16 protein-coding genes, 4 pseudogenes and 1 riboswitch are annotated in these 19,366 nt (G+C 68.2%); of the genes and pseudogenes, 9 read left to right on the top strand and 11 right to left on the bottom strand.

The window, feature by feature from the left end; translation table 11 throughout:
* Window positions 1-113 precede the first annotated feature (113 nt).
* Together ACZ60T_RS08760 and ACZ60T_RS08765 are read right to left on the bottom strand one after the other, a co-directional pair.
* A complete protein-coding gene (locus ACZ60T_RS08760) occupies window positions 114-809 on the bottom strand; it encodes a Crp/Fnr family transcriptional regulator (protein WP_365621730.1) in 696 nt (231 codons plus the stop codon).
* A gap of 152 nt (window positions 810-961) precedes the next feature.
* The gene (locus ACZ60T_RS08765; RefSeq protein WP_469665320.1) at window positions 962-3,145 is read right to left on the bottom strand and encodes a DEAD/DEAH box helicase; all 2,184 of its coding nucleotides are present in this window, start codon (window positions 3,143-3,145) and stop codon (window positions 962-964) included.
* A 194-nt stretch (window positions 3,146-3,339) separates the two neighbouring features.
* Window positions 3,340-3,562, top strand: a riboswitch (cobalamin riboswitch).
* Between the two features lie 175 nt (window positions 3,563-3,737).
* Between ACZ60T_RS08765 and nrdI the strand changes: the two genes are divergently transcribed.
* The 4 genes and pseudogenes from nrdI (at window position 3,738) to thiI (ending at window position 8,651) form a co-directional block, all read left to right on the top strand.
* Complete coding sequence (gene nrdI / locus ACZ60T_RS08770) at window positions 3,738-4,163, top strand: class Ib ribonucleoside-diphosphate reductase assembly flavoprotein NrdI (protein ID WP_469665321.1); 426 nt, start codon at window positions 3,738-3,740, stop codon at window positions 4,161-4,163.
* Between the two features lie 92 nt (window positions 4,164-4,255).
* Window positions 4,256-6,327 (top strand): annotated as a pseudogene (nrdE, locus tag ACZ60T_RS08775) (class 1b ribonucleoside-diphosphate reductase subunit alpha).
* 35 nt (window positions 6,328-6,362) lie between these two features.
* The gene (gene nrdF / locus ACZ60T_RS08780; RefSeq protein WP_469665322.1) at window positions 6,363-7,385 is read left to right on the top strand and encodes a class 1b ribonucleoside-diphosphate reductase subunit beta; all 1,023 of its coding nucleotides are present in this window, start codon (window positions 6,363-6,365) and stop codon (window positions 7,383-7,385) included.
* A 9-nt stretch (window positions 7,386-7,394) separates the two neighbouring features.
* The gene (gene thiI / locus ACZ60T_RS08785) at window positions 7,395-8,651 is read left to right on the top strand and encodes a tRNA uracil 4-sulfurtransferase ThiI (protein ID WP_469665323.1); all 1,257 of its coding nucleotides are present in this window, start codon (window positions 7,395-7,397) and stop codon (window positions 8,649-8,651) included.
* On the opposite strand, the gene tsaD is transcribed toward thiI, so the two are convergent.
* On the bottom strand, window positions 8,589-9,698 hold the full coding sequence (tsaD, locus tag ACZ60T_RS08790; RefSeq protein ID WP_469665324.1) for a tRNA (adenosine(37)-N6)-threonylcarbamoyltransferase complex transferase subunit TsaD: 1,110 nt from the start codon (window positions 9,696-9,698) through the stop codon (window positions 8,589-8,591). The two genes, thiI and tsaD, sit on opposite strands and share 63 nt — an antisense overlap.
* 87 nt (window positions 9,699-9,785) lie before the next feature.
* Here tsaD and ACZ60T_RS08795 point away from each other — a divergent pair, with 87 nt between their 5' ends.
* Window positions 9,786-10,142, top strand: a complete 357-nt coding sequence (locus tag ACZ60T_RS08795) for an antibiotic biosynthesis monooxygenase family protein (protein WP_469665325.1) — start codon at window positions 9,786-9,788, stop codon at window positions 10,140-10,142.
* A 121-nt stretch (window positions 10,143-10,263) separates the two neighbouring features.
* On the opposite strand, the gene ACZ60T_RS08800 is transcribed toward ACZ60T_RS08795, so the two are convergent.
* The 5 genes and pseudogenes from ACZ60T_RS08800 to ACZ60T_RS08820 form a co-directional block, all read right to left on the bottom strand.
* A complete protein-coding gene (locus tag ACZ60T_RS08800) occupies window positions 10,264-11,412 on the bottom strand; it encodes an AAA family ATPase (RefSeq protein ID WP_469665326.1) in 1,149 nt (382 codons plus the stop codon).
* Window positions 11,413-11,422: 10 nt separating this feature from the next.
* Complete coding sequence (locus ACZ60T_RS08805; protein ID WP_469665327.1) at window positions 11,423-11,902, bottom strand: hypothetical protein; 480 nt, start codon at window positions 11,900-11,902, stop codon at window positions 11,423-11,425.
* Window positions 11,903-12,039: 137 nt separating this feature from the next.
* Window positions 12,040-12,570, bottom strand: a complete 531-nt coding sequence (locus tag ACZ60T_RS08810; protein ID WP_469665328.1) for an NUDIX domain-containing protein — start codon at window positions 12,568-12,570, stop codon at window positions 12,040-12,042.
* A 1-nt stretch (window position 12,571) separates the two neighbouring features.
* A pseudogene (locus ACZ60T_RS08815) lies at window positions 12,572-12,991 on the bottom strand (tetratricopeptide repeat protein); the annotation flags it as partial.
* Between the two features lie 167 nt (window positions 12,992-13,158).
* Window positions 13,159-14,106, bottom strand: coding sequence for a hypothetical protein (locus ACZ60T_RS08820; RefSeq protein ID WP_469665329.1), 948 nt, complete (start codon window positions 14,104-14,106; stop codon window positions 13,159-13,161).
* A gap of 851 nt (window positions 14,107-14,957) precedes the next feature.
* Between ACZ60T_RS08820 and ACZ60T_RS08825 the strand changes: the two are divergent.
* From ACZ60T_RS08825 to ACZ60T_RS08840, 4 genes and pseudogenes are all read left to right on the top strand, one after another.
* Window positions 14,958-15,248 (top strand): annotated as a pseudogene (locus tag ACZ60T_RS08825) (aminoglycoside phosphotransferase family protein); the annotation flags it as partial.
* Between the two features lies 1 nt (window position 15,249).
* Window positions 15,250-15,942: a class I SAM-dependent methyltransferase gene (locus ACZ60T_RS08830; protein ID WP_469665330.1), complete on the top strand. Its 693-nt coding sequence runs from the start codon at window positions 15,250-15,252 to the stop codon at window positions 15,940-15,942.
* Window positions 15,943-15,975: 33 nt separating this feature from the next.
* Window positions 15,976-16,520, top strand: a pseudogene (locus ACZ60T_RS08835) (HAD domain-containing protein).
* Window positions 16,521-17,001: 481 nt separating this feature from the next.
* Window positions 17,002-17,379, top strand: a complete 378-nt coding sequence (locus ACZ60T_RS08840) for an IS3 family transposase (RefSeq protein WP_469665563.1) — start codon at window positions 17,002-17,004, stop codon at window positions 17,377-17,379.
* Between the two features lie 9 nt (window positions 17,380-17,388).
* On the opposite strand, the gene ACZ60T_RS08845 is transcribed toward ACZ60T_RS08840, so the two are convergent.
* The 3 genes from ACZ60T_RS08845 to ACZ60T_RS08855 form a co-directional block, all read right to left on the bottom strand.
* The gene (locus ACZ60T_RS08845) at window positions 17,389-17,865 is read right to left on the bottom strand and encodes a hypothetical protein (RefSeq protein ID WP_469665331.1); all 477 of its coding nucleotides are present in this window, start codon (window positions 17,863-17,865) and stop codon (window positions 17,389-17,391) included.
* A gap of 23 nt (window positions 17,866-17,888) precedes the next feature.
* Complete coding sequence (locus ACZ60T_RS08850; protein WP_469665332.1) at window positions 17,889-18,530, bottom strand: DUF4253 domain-containing protein; 642 nt, start codon at window positions 18,528-18,530, stop codon at window positions 17,889-17,891.
* 251 nt (window positions 18,531-18,781) lie between these two features.
* Window positions 18,782-19,123 (bottom strand): CdiA C-terminal domain-containing protein, encoded by a 342-nt coding sequence (locus ACZ60T_RS08855; protein WP_469665333.1) that lies wholly within the window; start codon window positions 19,121-19,123, stop codon window positions 18,782-18,784.
* Window positions 19,124-19,366: the final 243 nt, after the last annotated feature.

Genomic DNA, 19,366 nt, shown 5'->3' on the forward strand with positions numbered 1-19,366 from the left:
TCCTTGGCAATGAGTGGTGTCCCCGTGGAGCCGACGCTAGGCCGATGCCACCGCCGTCTCCTTGACACAGATCAAGGAGGGAGCAAGGTGCGCTGTGGTGTCGGTCACCGCCCTCACCGCCATGCCAGCTTGTCCCGCAGGGCGGTCGTGTCGTGGAGCGCGATGCACCGGCCCCGCACGCTGATCAGGCTCTGGGCCGACAGTCCGTGCAGGACACGGGAGAACGTCTCCGGGGTGAGGTTCAGCCGCGAGGCGAGGATCTGCTTCGACACGGGCAGCCGCACCTGGTCCCGGCACTCCTCGTCGGTGGTGGCGTTGTGCAGGAGGAACCCGATGACGCGCTGCTCACCCGTCCGCAGCGAGTAGGACTCCACGTCCCGTACGAGTCGGCGCAACCGCACCGCCATGTTGCCGAGCATCCGGCGGGCGAACGACGGGTCCCGGTCGAGCAGTTCGAGCATCGCCCGGCCGGCGACCGCCAGCATCTCCGTACCGACCAGCGCCGTCGCGGTGACCGGGTAGGTGCTGCCGTCGAAGACCACCGCTTCCCCGAAGCTCTCCCCGGCCGACACGATCTCCACGACCTTCTCCGACCCGTCGCCCGTGGACACCGAGAGCTGCATCTGCCCGCCCAGGACGAAGAAGAAGCCCCGCACCGGATCGCCCTGATGGAAGAGCACCCGCCCGCGCGCCAGCGTCACGGAGGAACACCCGGCCGAGATCACCCCGAGCTGCTCGGAGGTGAGCCCGGCGAACAGCGGCAACCGGGACAGCAGCTCTCGCGCATCCACTCCGGCCCGCGGCGACATGCACCCTCCAACGCCCCATGCCCGGACACCCCGGGCCTTCCAGCCACACCCGCACCGACGCTACCGCCGGACCACACCCCGGCCGGAAGGGCCGTTGGTCCCCGGTACGCGAACGGGCCGCCTGTTGACGTGCGTTGGGGTCGGGCGGTCGCTCACGGGTGTCCCGCGGACCCGTCGCGGACCGCTGCCAGCCGCGCCTGCTCCTCCTCGACGATCTGGCGGGCCATCGTCGTGTCCGAGACGTCGACCGCGTCCGGCGTCGACTCGGCGACCGCGCTGCGCCGTGCGTACGCGTCGAACAGGCGGGTCTTGTTCTTCAGCATCTCCACCATCCGCTCGTCCACCCCGCGGGTGGTGAGCAGCCGGTGCACCCGGACCGACCGCACCTGCCCCATGCGATGGGCCCGCGCCACCGCCTGGTGTTCGATGGTCGGTTTGAGCTGTGGCTCACAGATGATCACGACCGACGCGGCCTGCATGTTGAGCCCCACCCCGGCCGCCTCGATCTGCGCCACCAGCACCGCATGACCGGGCACGGCGGCGAACTCGTCCACCGACCGCTGACGGCGCGCGGGCGGCACGCTTCCCGAGATCGGGCCGAACACCGGGCCGCCGCCCTTGCTCCGCGCGTCATCCAGCGTGTCCTTCACCGCCCCGAGGACATCCCTGAAGGCGGAGAACACCACCACCTTCAGCCCGTTCTCGGCGGCGTCCTCGACGATCTCACGCAGCCGGTTCAGCTTGGCCGACTTCTCGGGGCGCGCGTACGCCGCTCTGCGCATCGCCATGAAATTGCCCGCGCTCACGGCCTCGCGGTAGGCCTCTTCGTCCGACGCGCTGAACTCGTCCCACTCGTCCGTCTGCTGGAGCGCGGGCAGTTCGGTCAGGACGTCCTGCTGGTTGCGGCGCAGATAGACCGGGGCGACAGCCTTCCGGAAGGCCTGGGAACCGGCCACTCCGTCACGGTCACCGATGGCCTCCGCCAGGCGCGGCTGGAGAATCCGCACCAGGCTGCGGAACTCGGCGACCCGGTTCTCCATGGGGGTGCCCGTCATGAAGAGAACGCGTTCGCATCGTTCGGACCATTCCGTCACGGCCCGGGAGCGGCGCGTCTTCGGGTTCTTCACATAGTGCGCCTCGTCCACGACCAGCATCCCCAGCTCGCCGCCGCCGGGGACCGGGAAGCCGCGCAGGGCGTCGAAGGTGGTCACCGCTACGCCGCCCCTGCCCTTCCAGTCGGCGAACGCTTCCTGTCTGTCGGGGCCGTGCAGAGGCATCACGCGCAGCTTGCTGCGGGCCTCGATCTCGCGTGTCCAGTTGATCAGGACGCTGGCCGGGCAGACGACCATGAAGTGGCTCTGCCCCTCGGCAGCGAGATGCGCCAGCGCGGCGATGGCCTGGATGGTCTTGCCGAGCCCCATCTCGTCGCCGAGCATCGCCTTGCGTTGCGCCAGGACGAAGCGCGCGCCGAAGGCTTGGTAGCCGCGTAGCGACACCCGCCGGTGCGTGTCGTCGAGCGTCTGGTCACGGACCCGCTCGGCGACGTCGTCGGGCAGGAACCCCTCGACGGCGGCCGTGTCCGGTCTGCGGCCGGAGATCTCCGCGAGCAGGCTGTAGTAGTCGGCGGACCGCAGCTCGAAGTCGACCCAGGCCGCGGCCTCGGTCGGGGTACCGCGCAGCAGGTCCACCGAGGCCTGCGCGAGCAGCTCCGGTACATCGCCCCGCGCCGCCTCCTCGGTCAGCCCGCGAAGCTCCGCGACAGCCTCCAGCGCCCGAACTCGCTTGGCCTTCCCCGCCAGCAGCATCCCCAGCCGCCCGGCGGCCGGCTTGGCCTCGGCCAGCAGCGGACCGAGCCGCTCCGAGAGCGCCGCGGCCGTGTCGACGGCTCGCCGCGCGTCGGGGCCCGCTTCCACCAGCACCTGCAGGGCCATGACGAGTGCGGTGGTCCGCGGCTCCGGCCGGTCCACGTCGATGTGGACGGCGACGGCCTCCCGAACGGCATCGGCTATCTGACGTGCCGCCGCGATGACCTGATCGGCGGTCCGCTCCCCCACGCCGGGAATCTGCCGCAACCGGTAGGGACCGGCGTCGAGTACCTGCCGGACCGACCGCAGCCCGCTCCGCTCGACTTCCCCGAGCCTCAGCCGCCCCTCGGTGACCTCCTTCAACCGGGTCACCGGGATGGCGTCCAGCGCCTGTTCCGCCGCCGTGTCGCAGATCGGCTTCAGCGCCGCCCGAACCGCCTCGACGGCCCGCCCGTGGTCGTCGGCCACCGCCTGCGCCGCCTCGTACAGCCGCCCTCCCGCGGCAACCGCCTCCCGCTCACCGCGCCCCATCCCGCCCCGGCCCCTCTCGCCATGTCCCCGCGACCGTCGAAACCTATCCAACGCGTCCGGCGCACGCGCCAGCACCGGGGCGGGACGCGCTCCCCGAGGGCGGTACCCGTCCGACCGCACCAGAACTTAGGGTTACCTAAGTTTCACTCCTGACACAACATCTGGGATGCGCGCACTCGCCGAGTTCTAGATGTAGTGTTGGCGGTGCTGGTGGTTCGCCGGGCACTGCTGTGTTCGGCGTCGCAAGAGGGAACCCGGTGAGAGTCCGGGACTGCCCCGCAGCGGTGAGCGGTAACGACCGCCGTCATACGCACTGGGCCCGACGTACCGGGCCTGGGAAGCGACGGCCAGTAGGGGTCTCGTACAACACGAGACGCGCCCGCGAGTCCGAAGACCTGCCACCGGTGCGCACACCGGACAGCGGCGTGCGCGCTCCGAGGCCCCGAGGGAGGGCCAGGTGGCAGCCGCACGGATCCGGGCGAGGCGTACCGCGTATCTCCGCCGCCCCGGCGTCCCGTCGTACGCGCCGCGCCGCTCCTCCCCTCCCGGTCCTCGGACGGAGACGGGAACGAGCGAGAGGAGCCGGCGACCGATGAACGGTCTCGTGTATTTCTCCAGCGTCTCGGAGAACACCAAGCGCTTCGTGGAGAAGCTGGGCCTGCCCGCCACACGCATCCCCGTGCACCCGCACCGCGAAGGCATGCCCCGGGTCACCGAGCCGTATGTGCTGATCGTGCCGACCTACGGCGGCGGTGACCGCTCCGGAGCGGTCCCCAGGCAGGTCATCCGCTTCCTGAACATCGAGGCCAACCGGACGCTGCTGCGGGGGGTCATCGCCTCCGGCAACACCAACTTCGGCGCCGCCCACTGCCTGGCCGGCCGGGTGATCTCGGCGAAGTGCCAGGTCCCGGAGCTGTACCGATTCGAACTGCTGGGCACGGACCGCGACGTCCGCGCCGTGAGGGAAGGACTGCGGGAATTTTGGACACGACAGACGGCGGAGCGACAGGCGGCATGAGCACCCTCACCACGGCAAGCACGGCCCCCGCGGCCCCGCGCGAGTCGGTCGGCACGCGCAAGGACTACCACGCGCTGAACGCCCTGCTGAACATGTACGACTGCGACGGCCGCATCCAGTTCGGCAAGGACCGCGAGGCCGTCCGCCAGTACTTCCTCCAGCATGTGAACCCGAACACGGTGGAGTTCGGGTCGCTGAAGGAGAAGATCGACTACCTCATCGAGAACGACTACTACGAGGAGGCGCCGATCCGGCGCTACCGGTGGGAGTTCCTGGAGGACCTGTACCGGCAGGCGTACGCCCATGAGCACCGCTTCCGCACCTTCCTGGGCGCGTTCAAGTACTACACCTCGTACACGCTGAAGACCTTCGACGGCTCCCGCTACCTGGAGCGGTACGAGGACCGGGTCGTCGCCACCGCCCTGTTCCTGGGCGCGGGCGACGAGGCGCTCGCCTCCCGCCTGGTCGACGAGATGATGACCGGCCGCTTCCAGCCCGCCACCCCCACCTTCCTCAACGCGGGCAAGGCCCAGCGCGGCGAGCTGGTCTCCTGCTTCCTGCTGCGCGTCGAGGACAACCTGGAGTCCATCGGACGCGGCATCAACTCCGCGCTGCAACTGTCCAAGCGGGGTGGCGGCGTGGCGCTGCTGCTGACGAACCTGCGTGAGCAGGGCGCTCCGATCAAGAAGATCGAGAACCAGTCCTCCGGTGTCGTCCCCGTGATGAAGCTCCTCGAGGACTCCTTCTCCTACGCCAACCAACTCGGCGCGCGGCAGGGCGCGGGCGCGGTGTACCTGCACGCCCATCACCCGGACATCATGCGGTTCCTGGACACCAAGCGGGAGAACGCGGACGAAAAGATCCGCATCAAGACCCTCTCGCTCGGTGTCGTCGTCCCCGACATCACCTTCGAACTGGCCAAGCGCAACGCGGACATGCATCTATTCTCGCCGTACGACGTCGAGCGCGAGTACGGCAAGCCACTGGCCGACCTGTCCGTCAGCGAGCACTACGACGAGCTGGTCGCCAACCCCCGCGTCCGCAGGACGACGCTCAGCGCCCGCGAGTTCTTCAAGACGATCGCGGAGCTCCAGTTCGAGTCCGGCTACCCGTATCTGCTGTTCGAGGACACGGTGAACCGGGCCAACCCGATCCCGGGCTGGATCAACATGTCCAACCTGTGCTCGGAGATCCTCCAGGTCAACACGCCGAGCACCTACGACACTTCGCTCGGCTACGAGACCGTGGGCAAGGACATCTCCTGCAACCTGGGCTCGCTCAACATCGCCGCGGCGATGGCCTCCCCCGACCTCGGCGCGACCGTCGAGACCGCCGTGCGCGGCCTGACCTCCGTCTCCGACCAGTCGCACATCGACGCCGTGCCCTCCGTGGCGCACGGCAACGACCTCTCCCACTCCATCGGCCTCGGCCAGATGAACCTGCACGGCTACCTCGCCTCGCGGCACATCCACTACGGCAGCGAGGAGGCATCGACTTCACCGACATGTACTTCTACGCGGTCGCCTTCCACGCCCTGCGCGCCTCGAACCGGATCGCGAGCGAACGCGGCACCGCCTTCGACGGCTTCGAGAAGACCGCGTACGCCGACGGCTCCTACTTCGACAAGTACACGGAGCGGGTGTGGGAACCGGCCACCGAGCGGGTCCGGGCGCTGTTCGCCGACGCGGGGATCACCCTGCCCACGCAGGCCGACTGGCGCGAGCTGAAGGAGTCCGTGCGGGAGCACGGCATCTACAACCAGTATCTCCAGGCCGTGCCGCCGACCGGCTCCATCAGCTACATCAACGACTCGACCGCCTCCCTCCACCCGATCGCCTCGAAGGTGGAGATCCGCAAGGAGGGCAAGCTCGGCCGCGTCTACTACCCGGCGCCGCACATGGACAACGACAACCTGGAGTACTTCCAGGACGCGTACGAGATCGGCTACGAGAAGATCATCGACACCTACGCGGCGGCCACCCGACACGTCGACCAGGGCCTGAGCTGCACGCTGTTCTTCCGGGACACGGCCACCACGCGCGATCTGAACAAGGCGCAGATCCACGCCTGGCGCAAGGGCATCAAGACGCTCTACTACATCCGGCTGCGCCAAGAGGCCCTGGAGGGCACCGAGATCGAGAACTGCCTGTCCTGCACCCTGTGACGCCAGTCGCCCGCACTCTCCCGGAAGCACGCACCATGACCACGACCCCCGCCCCGCTGACCGAGCTGTCGGTCACCCCGCCCGCCTACCGCCACGACCCGGCCGCCCGGCTCCGCCCGGTCAACTGGAACCGCGTCACCGACGAGAAGGACCTGGAGGTCTGGAACCGCCTCACCGCCAACTTCTGGCTGCCGGAGAAGGTACCGCTCTCCAACGACGTGAACGCCTGGCAGCAGCGGCTCACTGCAGCCGAACGCACGCTCACCATGCGGGTGTTCACCGGTCTGACCATGCTCGACACCGTCCAGGCCACGGTCGGCGAGATCGTCCAGATCCAGGACGCCCGCACCGAGCACGAAGAGGCCGTCTACACCAACATCGCCTTCATGCAGGCCGTGCACGCCCGCAGCTACTCCTCCGTCTTCTCCACCCTCTCCAACACCCCGGAGATCGACGACGCGTACCGCTGGGCCGTGGGCAACGACGTCCTCCAGCAGCGTTGCAAGACGGTCCTGAAGTACTACTACGGCGACGACCCGCTGAAGCGGAAGGTCGCCTCCACCCTGCTGTCGTCGCTGCTGCTGTACGCGGGCTTCTACCTCCCGCTGCACTTCTCCACCCACGCCCTGCTCACCAACACCGCGGACATGATCCGCCTGATCCTGCGCGACAAGGCCGTGCACGGTTACTACTCCGGCTACAAGTACCAGCGCGGCCTGGAGAAGCTCGACGCCTCGGGGCAGGAGGAGATGCGGACGTTCACGTACGACCTGCTGGAGGAGCTGTACCAGCTCGAACTCCGGTACTCCGGCGAGCTGTACGAGCCGCTCGGGCTGATGGACGATGTCGCCGTCTTCGTCCGTTACAACGCCGACAAGGCGCTGATGAACCTCGGTTACCCGGCCCGCTTCACCGCGGACGAGACCGAGGTGAACCCGGAGATCCTGGCCGCGCTGTCCCCCGGCGCGGACGAGAACCACGACTTCTTCTCCGGCTCCGGCTCCTCCTACGTCATGGGCAAGGCGGAGGACACCGCCGACGACGACTGGGACTTCTGAGAGGCTGACATGTCCGACAAACCCAGCGTTCCCGCTCCCCCTACGGCATCCGGCCCGTACGACTCATGCGTACTGCTCAAGCACGGTGAGATCTTCCTCAAGGGCCGCAACCGGCACCGCTTCACCGAGCGGCTGCACGACAACCTGCGTCTCGCACTGCGCGGGATCGGCGGCTCCACGTGGATCAAGACCGCCCAGAACGTGACCGTACTGGGCGGGCAGGTACCCCAGGAGGCTCTGCTGGAGCGGGCGCGCAGAGTCATCGGCTTCAACTCCGTGGAGCCGGCCGTGCGGGTGCCCAGCGAGCTGGACGCCATCACCTCGGCCGCCCTCGACGCCCTGGGCGGCACCCGGGACGGCGCCACGTTCGCCGTGCGGACCAAGCGGCGGAACAAGCGGTTCCCGCTGACCTCGTCCCAGGTCGACGCGCACCTCGGCGCCCGAGTCCTGGCACAGTTCCCGGGGCTGCGCGTGGACCTCGCCCGGCCGGACGTCACACTGGCGGTGGAGATCGACCACAAGGAGACGTATCTGTCCTGGCGGCGGCTCCCCGGCCTGAGCGGACTACCGGTCGGCTCCAGCGGCCGTGCTCTGGTGCTGCTGTCCGGGGGCTACGACTCGCCCGTGGCCGCCCACCGGGCCATGCGGCGCGGCCTGGCCTGCGACTTCGTGCACTTCAACGGGGCTCCGTACACGAACCCGTCGTCGGTGTACAAGGCGTACGCCCTGGCACGGGAGCTGAACCGCTACCAGCCGCCCGGGTCCCTGCACGTCATCGCACTCGGCAAGGCGCAGAAGCAGCTCGCCGTGGCCGGGGCCGGACGGCTTCAAGTCGTCGCCCAGCGGCGGCTGATGGTGCGTACCGCCTCCGCGCTGGCCGCCCGTACCGGCGCGCAGGCGCTGGTGACGGGCGACAGTCTGGGCCAGGTGGCCAGCCAGACGCTGGCCAATCTGGTCGCCGTGGACGAGGCGGCGGCGCTGCCCGTGCTGCGGCCGCTGATCGGCTGGGAGAAGCAGGAGATCATCGACGAGGCCCGGTCCATCGGCACCGCCGAGATCTCGATCCTCCCGGACGAGGACTGTTGCAGCCTGCTCGCTCCGCCCCGGGTCAGCACCCGTGCCGGGCTCCCTCAACTGCGGTCCGTCGAGAAGCGCCTCGACCTGGACGAGGTGGTCGAGGCACTCCTGGACGCCGCTCAGGTGCTACACCCCGGGACGGACGAGGAGGCGCCGGCCACCGGCGGCCACTGTCCGGCCCCCGCCTGACGGCAGCGGGGTCAAAGAGGCGTACTCCAGCGGCGCCGACGGATCGATGGACACCTCCAGTGGCGCGGGCTCGGCCCCCGAGCGGACGAGCAGGTCGCCCACGGCCGCGATCATGGCGCCGTTGTCCGTGCACAGCGTCAGCGGCGGCACCCGCAACTCCACCCCGGCGTCGGCGCACCGCTGCTCGGCCAGGCCCCGGACCCGGGAGTTCGCCGCGACGCCGCCCACCACGATCAGCGTCCGCACGTCGTGGGCGCGGCAGGCGGCGAGCGCCTTGCGGGTCAGCACGTCCGCGACGGCCTCCTGGAGGGCGGCGGCACCGTCGGCCACCGGCACCTCCGCACCGCGTGACCGGTGCTTCTCGGCCCACCGTGCCGCGGCCGTCTTGAGGCCCGAGAAGGAGAAGGCGTACGGGTCGTCGCCGGGGCGGGTGAGGGGCCGGGGGAAGTCGACGGTGCGCGGGTCGCCTTCCCGTGCCGCCCGGTCGATCGCGGGCCCGCCCGGGTAGGGCAGGCCGAGGATGCGGGCGACCTTGTCGAAGCACTCACCGGCCGCGTCGTCGAGGGTGTCCCCGAGGTGCAGGATCGGCTCGCGCACCAGATCCCGGACGAGCAGCAGGGAGGTGTGCCCGCCGGAGACGATCAGTACGACACACGGAGTGGGCAGCGGCCCGTGCTCCAGCGTGTCCGCGGCCACGTGTCCGGCCAGGTGATGCACCCCGAACAACGGCACCCCCGCCGCATAGGCGAGCGACTTGGCCCCCGCGAGGCCGACCTGGAGGGCACCGCTGAGACCGGGACCGGTGGTCACGGCGACGGCGTCGATCTGGCCCAGCCGCAGCCCTGCCCGATCGAGGGCCGCACGCACGACCGGGTTGAACGCCTCCAGATGCGCCCTGGCGGCGATCTCGGGCACGACCCCGCCGAAGCGGGCGTGTTCGTCCATGCTCGACGCCACGACATGAGCGAGAAGCTCCCCGTCCCGCACGATCCCGACACCGGTCTCGTCACACGAGGACTCGATCCCGAGCACCACTGGTCCACCCATCGGCCCACCTCAATCTGCGCATACTCAGCAACTGCAATATATGTGCAATAAGGACCAGCGGAGAACGACGACGAGAGGGAGACGCCTGTGACCGTGACCGCCGCCATCGACAGCAGTCGCCCCGTGGCGACACTGATCAACGTCTTCACCGTCCCGCCAGGGCGACAACGGGAACTCCTCGACCTCCTGGCCCACGCCACGGAGGCAACCATGAAGCACCAGCCCGGCTTCCTCTGCGCCAACTTCCACGCCAGCCAGGACGGGCAGCGCGTCATCAACTACGCCCAGTGGGAGTCCGAGGACCACTACTGGGCAATGCGCGCCAATCCCGAGGCCCAGGCCCACATGGACCAGGCAGCCACCATCGCCACCGACATCCAGCCCCGGCTCTTCACCGTCGCCTCCCACCACCCGAAACCGCGCGGCAAGCACCAAGGGGCCTGACTCCGAAGAGTCAGACCCCATAGGACCTGCACGTTCACCAGATCAGCGAAGTGGCGCTATGTCACCGGCCAGACATTGAAGCGCGGGTGCCCTGCGGACTGGGGACATCGCGATCCCTCAGTCAGCGGTTCGGCAGAACGCTTTCAGTGAGTTCCTGGTACGCGTCCATGACATCACCCACGTGCAGCGTGGTGACCTCGTCCTCCGACGGGACTCCAGAGCTGCCATACGCGTCGTAGACCCGTAGGTCCCGCACTGCGGCAGCCTTCCGAGCGAGTTCGCGCGCAAAGCGGCCATTACCAAGCCGGTCGATCAGACCGTTGGTGGCGACGAGGTCACATGACGTGCGCAGCGCAACCGCCGCCTCGTCGGTAAGGGCATCGCCTTGAGCTCCCAGGAACGACTCCGCGATCAGCACCAGCTCGTCAGCCGAGTAGGCCGGGAAGTCCACCCGAGTATTGAAGCGGGAGGTGAGACCTGGGTTGGTGGACAGGAGGTCATCGATCTCGTTCGGGTACCCGGCGAGAACCACAACCAGGCGGTGCCTGTCGTCTTCGGCTCGCTTGAGGAGCACCTGTAGGGCTTCCTTGCCGAAGGCGTCACCACCCGAGTACCCGGTGTTGGCCAGTGCGTACGCCTCGTCGATGAAGAGAACGCCGTCCAGGGCCTCGTCGATGATCTTTGACGTCTTGATCGCCGTCTCTCCGAGGTGCTGTCCCACGAGGTCGACGCGCTGGGCCTCGACCACGTGGCCTCGGGCCAGCAAGCCAAGCCCTGCGAAGACCTTGCCGACGACACGGGCCACCGTGGTCTTGCCTGTGCCGGGCGGCCCGGCAAATACCAAGTGCTGTGGAGCCGGTGCCGCAGCCAGGCCCTGGCTTCTTCGCACGGACGCCATCCTCAGCTGTGCCGACAGGGTCCGCACCTGGCGTTTCACCGGGGCCAGCCCGACCATCTCGTCGAGTTCGGCCATTGCCTCGTCCAGCAATGCCGAACGCTCCTCGTCGCTCAAGGTGACACCGGAGGAGTCCTCATGCTGTTCCTGCACAGCCCCAGCAGCCTGGACGGGCACGCGCGCAGCAGGCGAGGCCACCACCTTCGCCCGCTGGGCCACATCACCCAGGGTCGGGCTGTACCGGAACGCTGTCTGGAACTGCTTCAGAGCTTCCTCAGCCCGGCCGAGCTGCTCATACGCACGGCCGCGCAGGTAGGCAACCTCCCCGAGATAGCCGGCATTGTCGGTCAGCGCTTGCGGGAGTGGGTTCAGCACGTTGAGCGCCTCATGGGAGACACCTTGGGCGATGAGACTGGCCGCAACGCAGAGCTGCGACTCGTCCCGTAGAAAGGAGTCCCGGATTCCCTCGGCAAAGGTCAGAAGAAGTGGCCAGTCCTTCTTCAGGGACGGCGTAGCGTGCGCAGACGAAGCGAGTCTCGTCACAGTCGAGCACTGCGTGGGAGAGCATGCTCCATGCTTGATCGAGTAGGCCGTCGTCCACGAGCTTCGTCGCCCTCGCGAGCCACAGGTCGCGGCGCGTCTCTAAACGGAAGTTCACGTAGCCCCCGATCTGGAACCGAGAGGACAACGGGGTCTGGAGCTTCGTGCGCATGGCGCCGAAGGACTGGGCTTGACCGTGCATGGCCTCGATCGCCTGGCCTTGGAGCTGTCCCGTGGCATGCAGTCCCAGCCAGGCGTCAGCGGCAAACGGGTCGTGCGCGACGGCCGCGTGAAAGGATTCAGCCGCAGCAGCCCGATTGCCCATCCTCAGCTGCGCAACTCCTTGAAGCCACGCTTGCTCGCACTTCTTGATCGAACGCCGTGATACGGACGGCCCCTGCACCCAGGTCTCCCTTAACTATCGTTGGTCGATTCAGAATTCGCCCGCATTAGATAGGCGGGCTAGTTCCACCCGTCGATTGACACCTGAGAGTTGCCATCCAAGTACTGACGCAGGGCGCTGGCGGTGATGTCGACGAAAGCGTCGGGGATGTCGTTGGCATCGACCCAGCGGACCTGGGAGTGCTTGCGTGGTTCGCGGTTCTCGGGTTCGCCGGTCCATTCGTGGGCAGAGAAGACGACCGCGAGGAAGCCGTTGGGGGCTTCGACGCCCCAGGCGCCATGGATGATGTGGGCGACCTTGAGGGACTCGGGCTTCACCGTGAGGCCCGTCTCCTCGTAGAGCTCGCGGACCGCGGTCTCCGTGATGGGCTCGCCCGGTTCGCTCTTGCCGACGGGGAGGTCCCACATGCCTTGGGCGAACTTGGCGTTCTCGCTGCGCTGGAGGAGGACGACGCGGTTGGTGGCCTTGTCATGGACGATGACGGCGGCGACCAGCAGGGTCATCGATTCGAGCGCCGGCTTGAGGGCCTTCGGCTGGTTGTCGGTCTGCTGGGCCACGGTGTTCCCTTCGTCGGGCGGGTTGTTGGGCATGTTAGGCGAGGGCCTCGCGGGCGCGGCGGGCGAGATCGACGGCGCCGGGAACGCGGCGGCGCTGGTAGACCGCGAGCGTGGAGCAGATTGAGGTGATCGCCTTGCGGGTGCGGTCGGAGGTCATGCCCTCCATAAGGACCAGGGCCTGGGTCCAGGCGGCGACGGCTTCGTCGGCGCGGGCCTGGGCGGCGAGGCTGTCACCGAGGTCGGCGTGGGTGAGGGCGTGGACGCGCTTGTAGTTCGCGGGGTCCCAGCGGGTGAGGGCGTCGCGGTGCTGTTGCTCGGTGCCGATGTGGTCGGCGAGGTCTGTCAGGGTGCGTGCGGTGTGGCTGGTCACGGTGCCGGCGGCGGGGCCGCTGACGCGGGAGTAGCTGGGCTGGGGGCCGTCGTCGCGGAGGAGAGCGTCTTCGGCGGCGAGCAGGTTCCAGGAATCCTGGGTGCTTTGCTACAGGAACCCGTACGGGAGTCCGTGAATTCATGGTGCGGGCGCGTTCCAGGGAACGCAGTGCCGCATCTATGTCGCTGGCCTCCTCCCGTCGACGGTGACGGGCCTCGTGCCGTCCTCGCCCTCGGTGAAGTCGGCCGTGCTCATGGCGCCGTCCTCGTCCCGTGGGAACCGCGGGGTAGCGGCTTGGCGCGCGAGCCCGGCGGTTTGCCGTCCCAGGCGAGCTCACCCGCCACGAAGCCGTCGTCGCCGCCCAGCGCCTCATGCACTCGCTCCAGCAGTGCCTCGGTGGTGTCGCACACCGTCTCGTCCCGGTGGTCGTACGGGGAGACGTCCGGCTCGCCCTTCACGTGGTAGACGAGGATGAGTGTGCCGTCGTCCTCGGTGGCGACCGTCGTCTCATACGTCGCCCCGGTCGGCCGCGTGAAGTGCAGCCGGAAACTGCCGCCCCGGTCCTCACCGCCCTCGAAGGCGAAGCCCTCACCGGTCATGGCGTCCTGGAGCGCGGCCACCAGGTCCCGGCGCCGCTGATAGGCCAACTCCAGCTCGTCCACGCGGCGTTCGGCATCGGGCAGTCGGCCCTCCAGGGCGGCGATCGCGTCGATCGCACCGGTCGCCGCGCGCGCGGTCAGCGCCTCGGTGACGGCGCGCAGGGCGTCCCCGATCTCATGGGCGAGGTCCTGGTCGCCGAGTTCGGCGGCGGTGTCAGCCACGCCCTCGGCCGCCGGGCGTACGACGTCGAGCCGTTCGGCGGCCTCGGCGAGAGCTGACTCCAGGACCGCCCGCTCGGCCTCGGCGATCAGCTCCCGCGCCTCTTCGAGACCGCGCGCGTCGGCGCAGGACTGCTCCGCCCCCGCCTGGTCCAGGCGGGCACCGCGCTCGGCCGACCTACGGGCCGCCAACTCGGCTTCCATGCGGGCGACTTCGTCACGGGCGCGCTCCCGGCGGGCGCCCGCCTCTTTGGCCAACCGGGCCCGCTCGGCGCTCCGCCGACGCTCCCGAGCACGGCGCTCCTTGGCCTGTCGCCTGCGCTCGGCCGCCTCCCGCTGCGCGTACCACGCGCCAACGCGGACGTTGCCACGCCACCGCATGAAGGGATTCTCCGGAGGGTCGACTTGAAGTGTCTCTGTGTCGAGGGCGTCAGCGATGGCAGTGGGAGGAAGGAGGTCTCGCCTCTCGCCGGCTACCGCGGCTGGTTCTGATGGAAGTTTCGGCAACTCATCCCACCCTGGCCCAGAAGCAGAGCCCAACGGCCGAAGGGGGACGTCGAGGAGGGAAGCAATGTAGCGGCGCCACAACGGATGCCCCCGCCAAGCCCGCGGCACGGGCGCTCGCTCGCCACGCTTGACATCGCCAGCTTCGGTCAGGGAGTTCCAATAGCGGCCAGCAACACCTCCCTTCATGCGCTGTCTTCCTCCCCGTGTGACCCATCGGTTGGAAGTTGCTCGGTTCTGCGGATCTGGCTTCCGATTGGAGTATCCCCCGTGACAACCGCCCGCAGAGTGCGAACAGTCGCCAACTGACGTAGGAGCGCGGGTGCTGCAGCTCCAACGGCGACGGCGGCCGCAGCTCCTGTGACCTGGCTGTGGAAGACCCAACCGGCGAGCCCGCCCAGGAAGATCCGGGTCGCCGCCACCAAGGAGTCGGCTACGGGATCCATGTACTCCGTTAGGGCAGGCGTCCGGCGCCTACGACGAGCGCGCCGTACGCGACGCCGGGCCTCTTGCCAGTCCACCAGGTAGCCGAAGACCACAACGATCTCCACAAGACCGCCGCCCACGGCACCGTATGCAACGGCAAGTTGCCATCCCACGTCCCCCGCTCCGTCCTGTCGAACCGGCGCACCTAGTGTTCCAGGAGCCACCACCCCGCGTGCAACGAACTTGCAACTCACATCCGTGACGTCCGCCGACGGAAGAGAGACGGGCTTCCCGGAGTTCGTCCCGGCCTGCTCGACCTCGCAAGCCGGCACGGAACCATCGAGCCCCCGCACCCCGTCCGCCTGCGCGTCTTCCTGGAGCAGTACGTCACCGCCGGTGGCACCTCCGACGTCCTCGCCCCGCGGGGCGGGCTCACCGCCGAGAACTGGGCCCTGGGCTGGCACCGCATGTGGGCCGTCGAGTGGTTCATGGAGCAGGCCATCCACTGGATCAACGACCCGGCCACCGACCCCGCCTACCTCAAGGCAGTCCGCCGCCACCTCACCGACGTCCTCCACCTCCTGGAGATCTGACGTGCTCGCCCAAGCCTCCCCATGGCACGCCCACGCCCTCCAACGCACCGCCGCCGGACTTGCCGAACCTCTGGCCGTACCCGCCCGGATGGAGTGGACCACGAGACCCGGTCAAGGGCCCGGCGCCGACGCCCTCGGGCCCGACCTGCGCGGCAAGCGGCTCCTGGAGGTCGGCCGCGGCCCCGGCCACAACGCCGCCCACCTCGCCACCCGCCACGGCGCCCACGTCACCGGCGTCGACCTGGTCGGCCTCCAAGTCCGCCGCGCCCGCTCTCACTACGGACGGCTGAACAATCTCGCCTTCGTCGCCGGCCACACCCCGCACTACTTGCAAGCCTCCGACGAGAAGTTCGACGCGATCTATTCTGTCTTCGGCGCCGTAGGACTCGTCGCCCCCGAACTCCTGCTTCCGGCCATCGCCCAGCGCCTCACGCCCGGACGGGTGTTCGCCTTCTCCGTCCCTCACTCGCAGCCCGGTGGCCGCACCCCCTCGGGCGACGACCGCCCCCGTCGTGCCTACGTCACTCTTCCCGACCACACCCGACTCCCCATCGCCCGCTGGGAGTTCTGCACGGACCGGTGGGAGAAGCACCTCAACCAGGCCGGTTTCCGACTCACCTCGGCCCAGGAGTTCCACGACGCCCGCATGGGCCACTGGCCCACCACGTTGCTCATCCGCGCTCGCAAGCTCTGACAGCCATTCGCCCGGCTTCCCTTGGAGGAACCAATGCGTCCGCCCTACCTGCTCCTCGACATCGACGGCGTCCTCACCCCCTTCCCCGACGCGGCTGGCTCGACCCCTGCCACCCACACCCGCCACGGTGTCGTCCCCACCGGCCGGAGCGCCGACAACCCGGTCACCATCTGGCTCAACCCCGCCCACGGCCCCATGCTCATGGACGTGATCAGTACGGGGCTTGTCACGCCGGTCTGGTGCACTAGCTGGCGGCAGGACGCCACTACCCTGATCGGACCGCTCCTCGACCTCCCGACCCTGCCGCACGTCGAACTACCGCGCCCACAAATCCCACCAGCCATCCCAACGGCTACCTGTGGAAGCGCGACCACGTCGACACATGGCTGAACGACGCGCCCGCTGTCCGGATCGACGACGACTTCACCGGCCTCGACCATGAATGGGCGGCGGAGCGCACTGCGAAGGAAACAGCGACCCTCCTCATTCAGCCCGACCCGCACCTCGGTCTACAGCCCAAGCACCTGACCGAGGTCACGAGGTGGATCGCGCAGTTACCCACAGCCCGCGCCGCCTGACGAATGATGCTCGAGCGTGAGCCTTCTGCGGTCTGTGGCACGTATCGGCAGCGCTGATGTCGGAGTCGGCTGGAACACTGCGGCCGTGATCAAGCACGGCGAGTCCGTAAAGACGGTCTCAGAGCGCCTCGGCCACACCAACGCGGCCATGACGCTGAACATCTACATCCACCTGTGGCCTGGCTCCGAGGAGCGAACCCGGACCGCCGTGGACAGGTGCACGCGGACCAGTCCGCCGATGCCAAGTAGCAGGTCGACGAAGCAGCGTATCCGCTACCCTGCGCGCTGACCGAAGTCAGCACGCTGCGGACTCTGCGCGGATCGCAAAGGCCGCCCAACCCGCTCCGTCGCAGGTCAGACGGCCTTTCGCCGAACGTATTAGACGTTGAAGCGGAACATCGACACCAGGACTACCACCTGCGAAGACACCGGAGACTCGGTGCGGATCCAGCCAGGATCCAGCGCCGGGGGCGGCGGGTCGGTGACTGGTGCCTCACGCTGGATCCGCAGGGTTGTCCTGGAGCTGAGAGGCCCCGGACAAACTCCGGGCGGCATCTACGGCTCACCGCGTGTGCACGCCGTCCTCAAACTCGAGGGGGTGGCGATCGGCCGCAAGCGGGTCGAGCGGCTCATGCGCGAAACCGGCCTCGCCGACAGTGAGATCACCACGCCAACGGCGAGGGGCTTCGCCACGTCACCTCCTCCAACCGACCGGGTTCACCTGACACCCAGGATGAAAGAGGTTGACTCATCGGCAACTCAAAGTCATTATGCAGCCATTACAAAAGAGCAGCAGCGGCTTCTCGGCCTGAAATCTGCCCTCTGCTGCTACAAGCGACTCCTCAGGCTCACCATGTAGGACACAGTCCTATGGCAGCTCGCAGCCGCTCTTGGAGGCGATCAGTGCCACTAGTCCGGCCGCTCCCCCGTCGCCGTTATAGCCGCGCACGCGCAGCTCCCAGCCCTGCTTCCTGAGTAGGGTCTGCTCCAGGCCTTCGGCGGAATGAGACCCGTCGCCGGCCCACCCCTTGTTACGTAGGAGCTCGACGATTTCGTCTCCCCACTCGCCCTCCCTGCCTTTCTGCTGAGCTGTAACGCCTATCGCGCAGTCCTTCTCGCTGGTCGGCTCACCCATCTGCGTCAGGCCCGCCGCAGCGACGGCGTCGACGATTTCCTTTCGGACTGTGGCCACCGTCGCCTCGGTAGCAGATGGCGCGTTGGCCGTACCAGGCGCAGCAGTTGTGCCCGCGGACTCAGTGCCGCACGCCGTCGCCAGCGGGATGGTCAGCAGCAGCACGGCCAGGCTCTGACCGAAACGGCTTGGCAGCATTCCGATGATCTTCATCGCTGTCCTTGGATTTCTTTCTGTTAGTCCCACCAGAACGACCAGACATCGGAACGTACACGGTCATTGCCTATGACTGGCAGGTCATCCGCTAGGTCGCCACAGTAAGCGAACTGTTCCACGGCTACCTGAGCAGCCGTCAGCGGGTTCAGCGGCGGGCGGGCCACCACTAGCCGCAGGTTGGAGCCGTCGGCGAAGAAAACCTCCGCCCCGAAGCGCTCATGCCAGCTACGCAAGAAGGCAAAGTGGTCCGCAGGGAGAAGTAGGCGCTGTGCCGGTTCGCTCCACCAGTTCGGCGCGTCTGGCACTCCAGGCAGCAGGGCTGGCAGCTCGAACCCCTCCGCGGCTTCCATGAGACACAGCCAAAGCCGATCACCCGCCCAGTGGCGTTCATATTCCCACACATCTCCTGCGCGCGGCGCCGCATAGGCCGGGCGTAGTTGCGTAACCAGCCGGTCGGGGACCAGGTCGGCCAGCCACTCCTCCCGTTCGTCTTCGTCGGCCTGGGCAAGGGTGTCCCGAACCGCGGCGTCGACCACCTCAGCAACGACGGACTCCGGGTTTCGGGCCATCGCGTCCGCGAGGGCCGCGGGGCCTCCTAGACCGAGTCGTCCCGTGTTCACCGGTGGCGCGACCAGGCCGACCGGGTCGACGGACGTGACCACAGGCCACAGCCTCGTACGCTGATGCTCGGCCTTCCAGGACTGCCAGATCCCGGGGGCCTGCGCGCGGTCCACGGGGAACCCGTGGACCGCCACACCGTGCTCCGAAAGGGCGGAGACCACTTTGCCAGGGCGAAGAGCATGACCGAGTCGACGTGTCTCCGCACTGATCTGCTTGGCAGTGAATCGCACAGCTACTCTCCGCCCCTTTCCCTTGTGGGCTCTACATCAGCGCATCTGATCACTGTCGCTGATCAGCGCAAGTGCACCGTGAAATCATACCCATCACCATAAACACGTATGGCGCTCAGGCCGACGGGGGCCTGCGTGGACCTCCTGACACTCTTGACCGCCGACTCGGCCATGCCTCGGTCCGCATTTTCCAGATGAATGTAGGCGAAGTCGGCGCCCTGCTCATCGGCGCTGCGGATCTCTCTCGTGATTCCCTTGCGCGTGGTGGTGGACAGGCTCTTGAACTCCGCGCGCACCCCGTCGACCCAAGCGTCGAACGACTTGTTCCCTTTCGCTCCGGGGGCGCCATCATCGGAGCCTCTCGCCACGACTCTGTGTCCCTCGCGGGCCAGATTAAAGGCCATCTCGAATTCTTCGTCTTCGAATCCGAAGCCACCGTTCTTATTCTTGGAACCCGAGTTGGAAGCTCGTCAGGCCACTCCGTCCGCAGGTCGAACATGCCACCGAACGGAAGCCAGCCGTAGACGCCGAGGACTTCCCGGTTACCCAGTCTCAGCTCAAAGCACGGAAACGGTCCACCAACTCTGCTGGCGGACCGTCACAAAATTCCGATGCTATCACTTGGAGTCGCATGTACCACGCAGTAG

This window comes from Streptomyces sp. NPDC104371, from assembly GCF_055583785.1.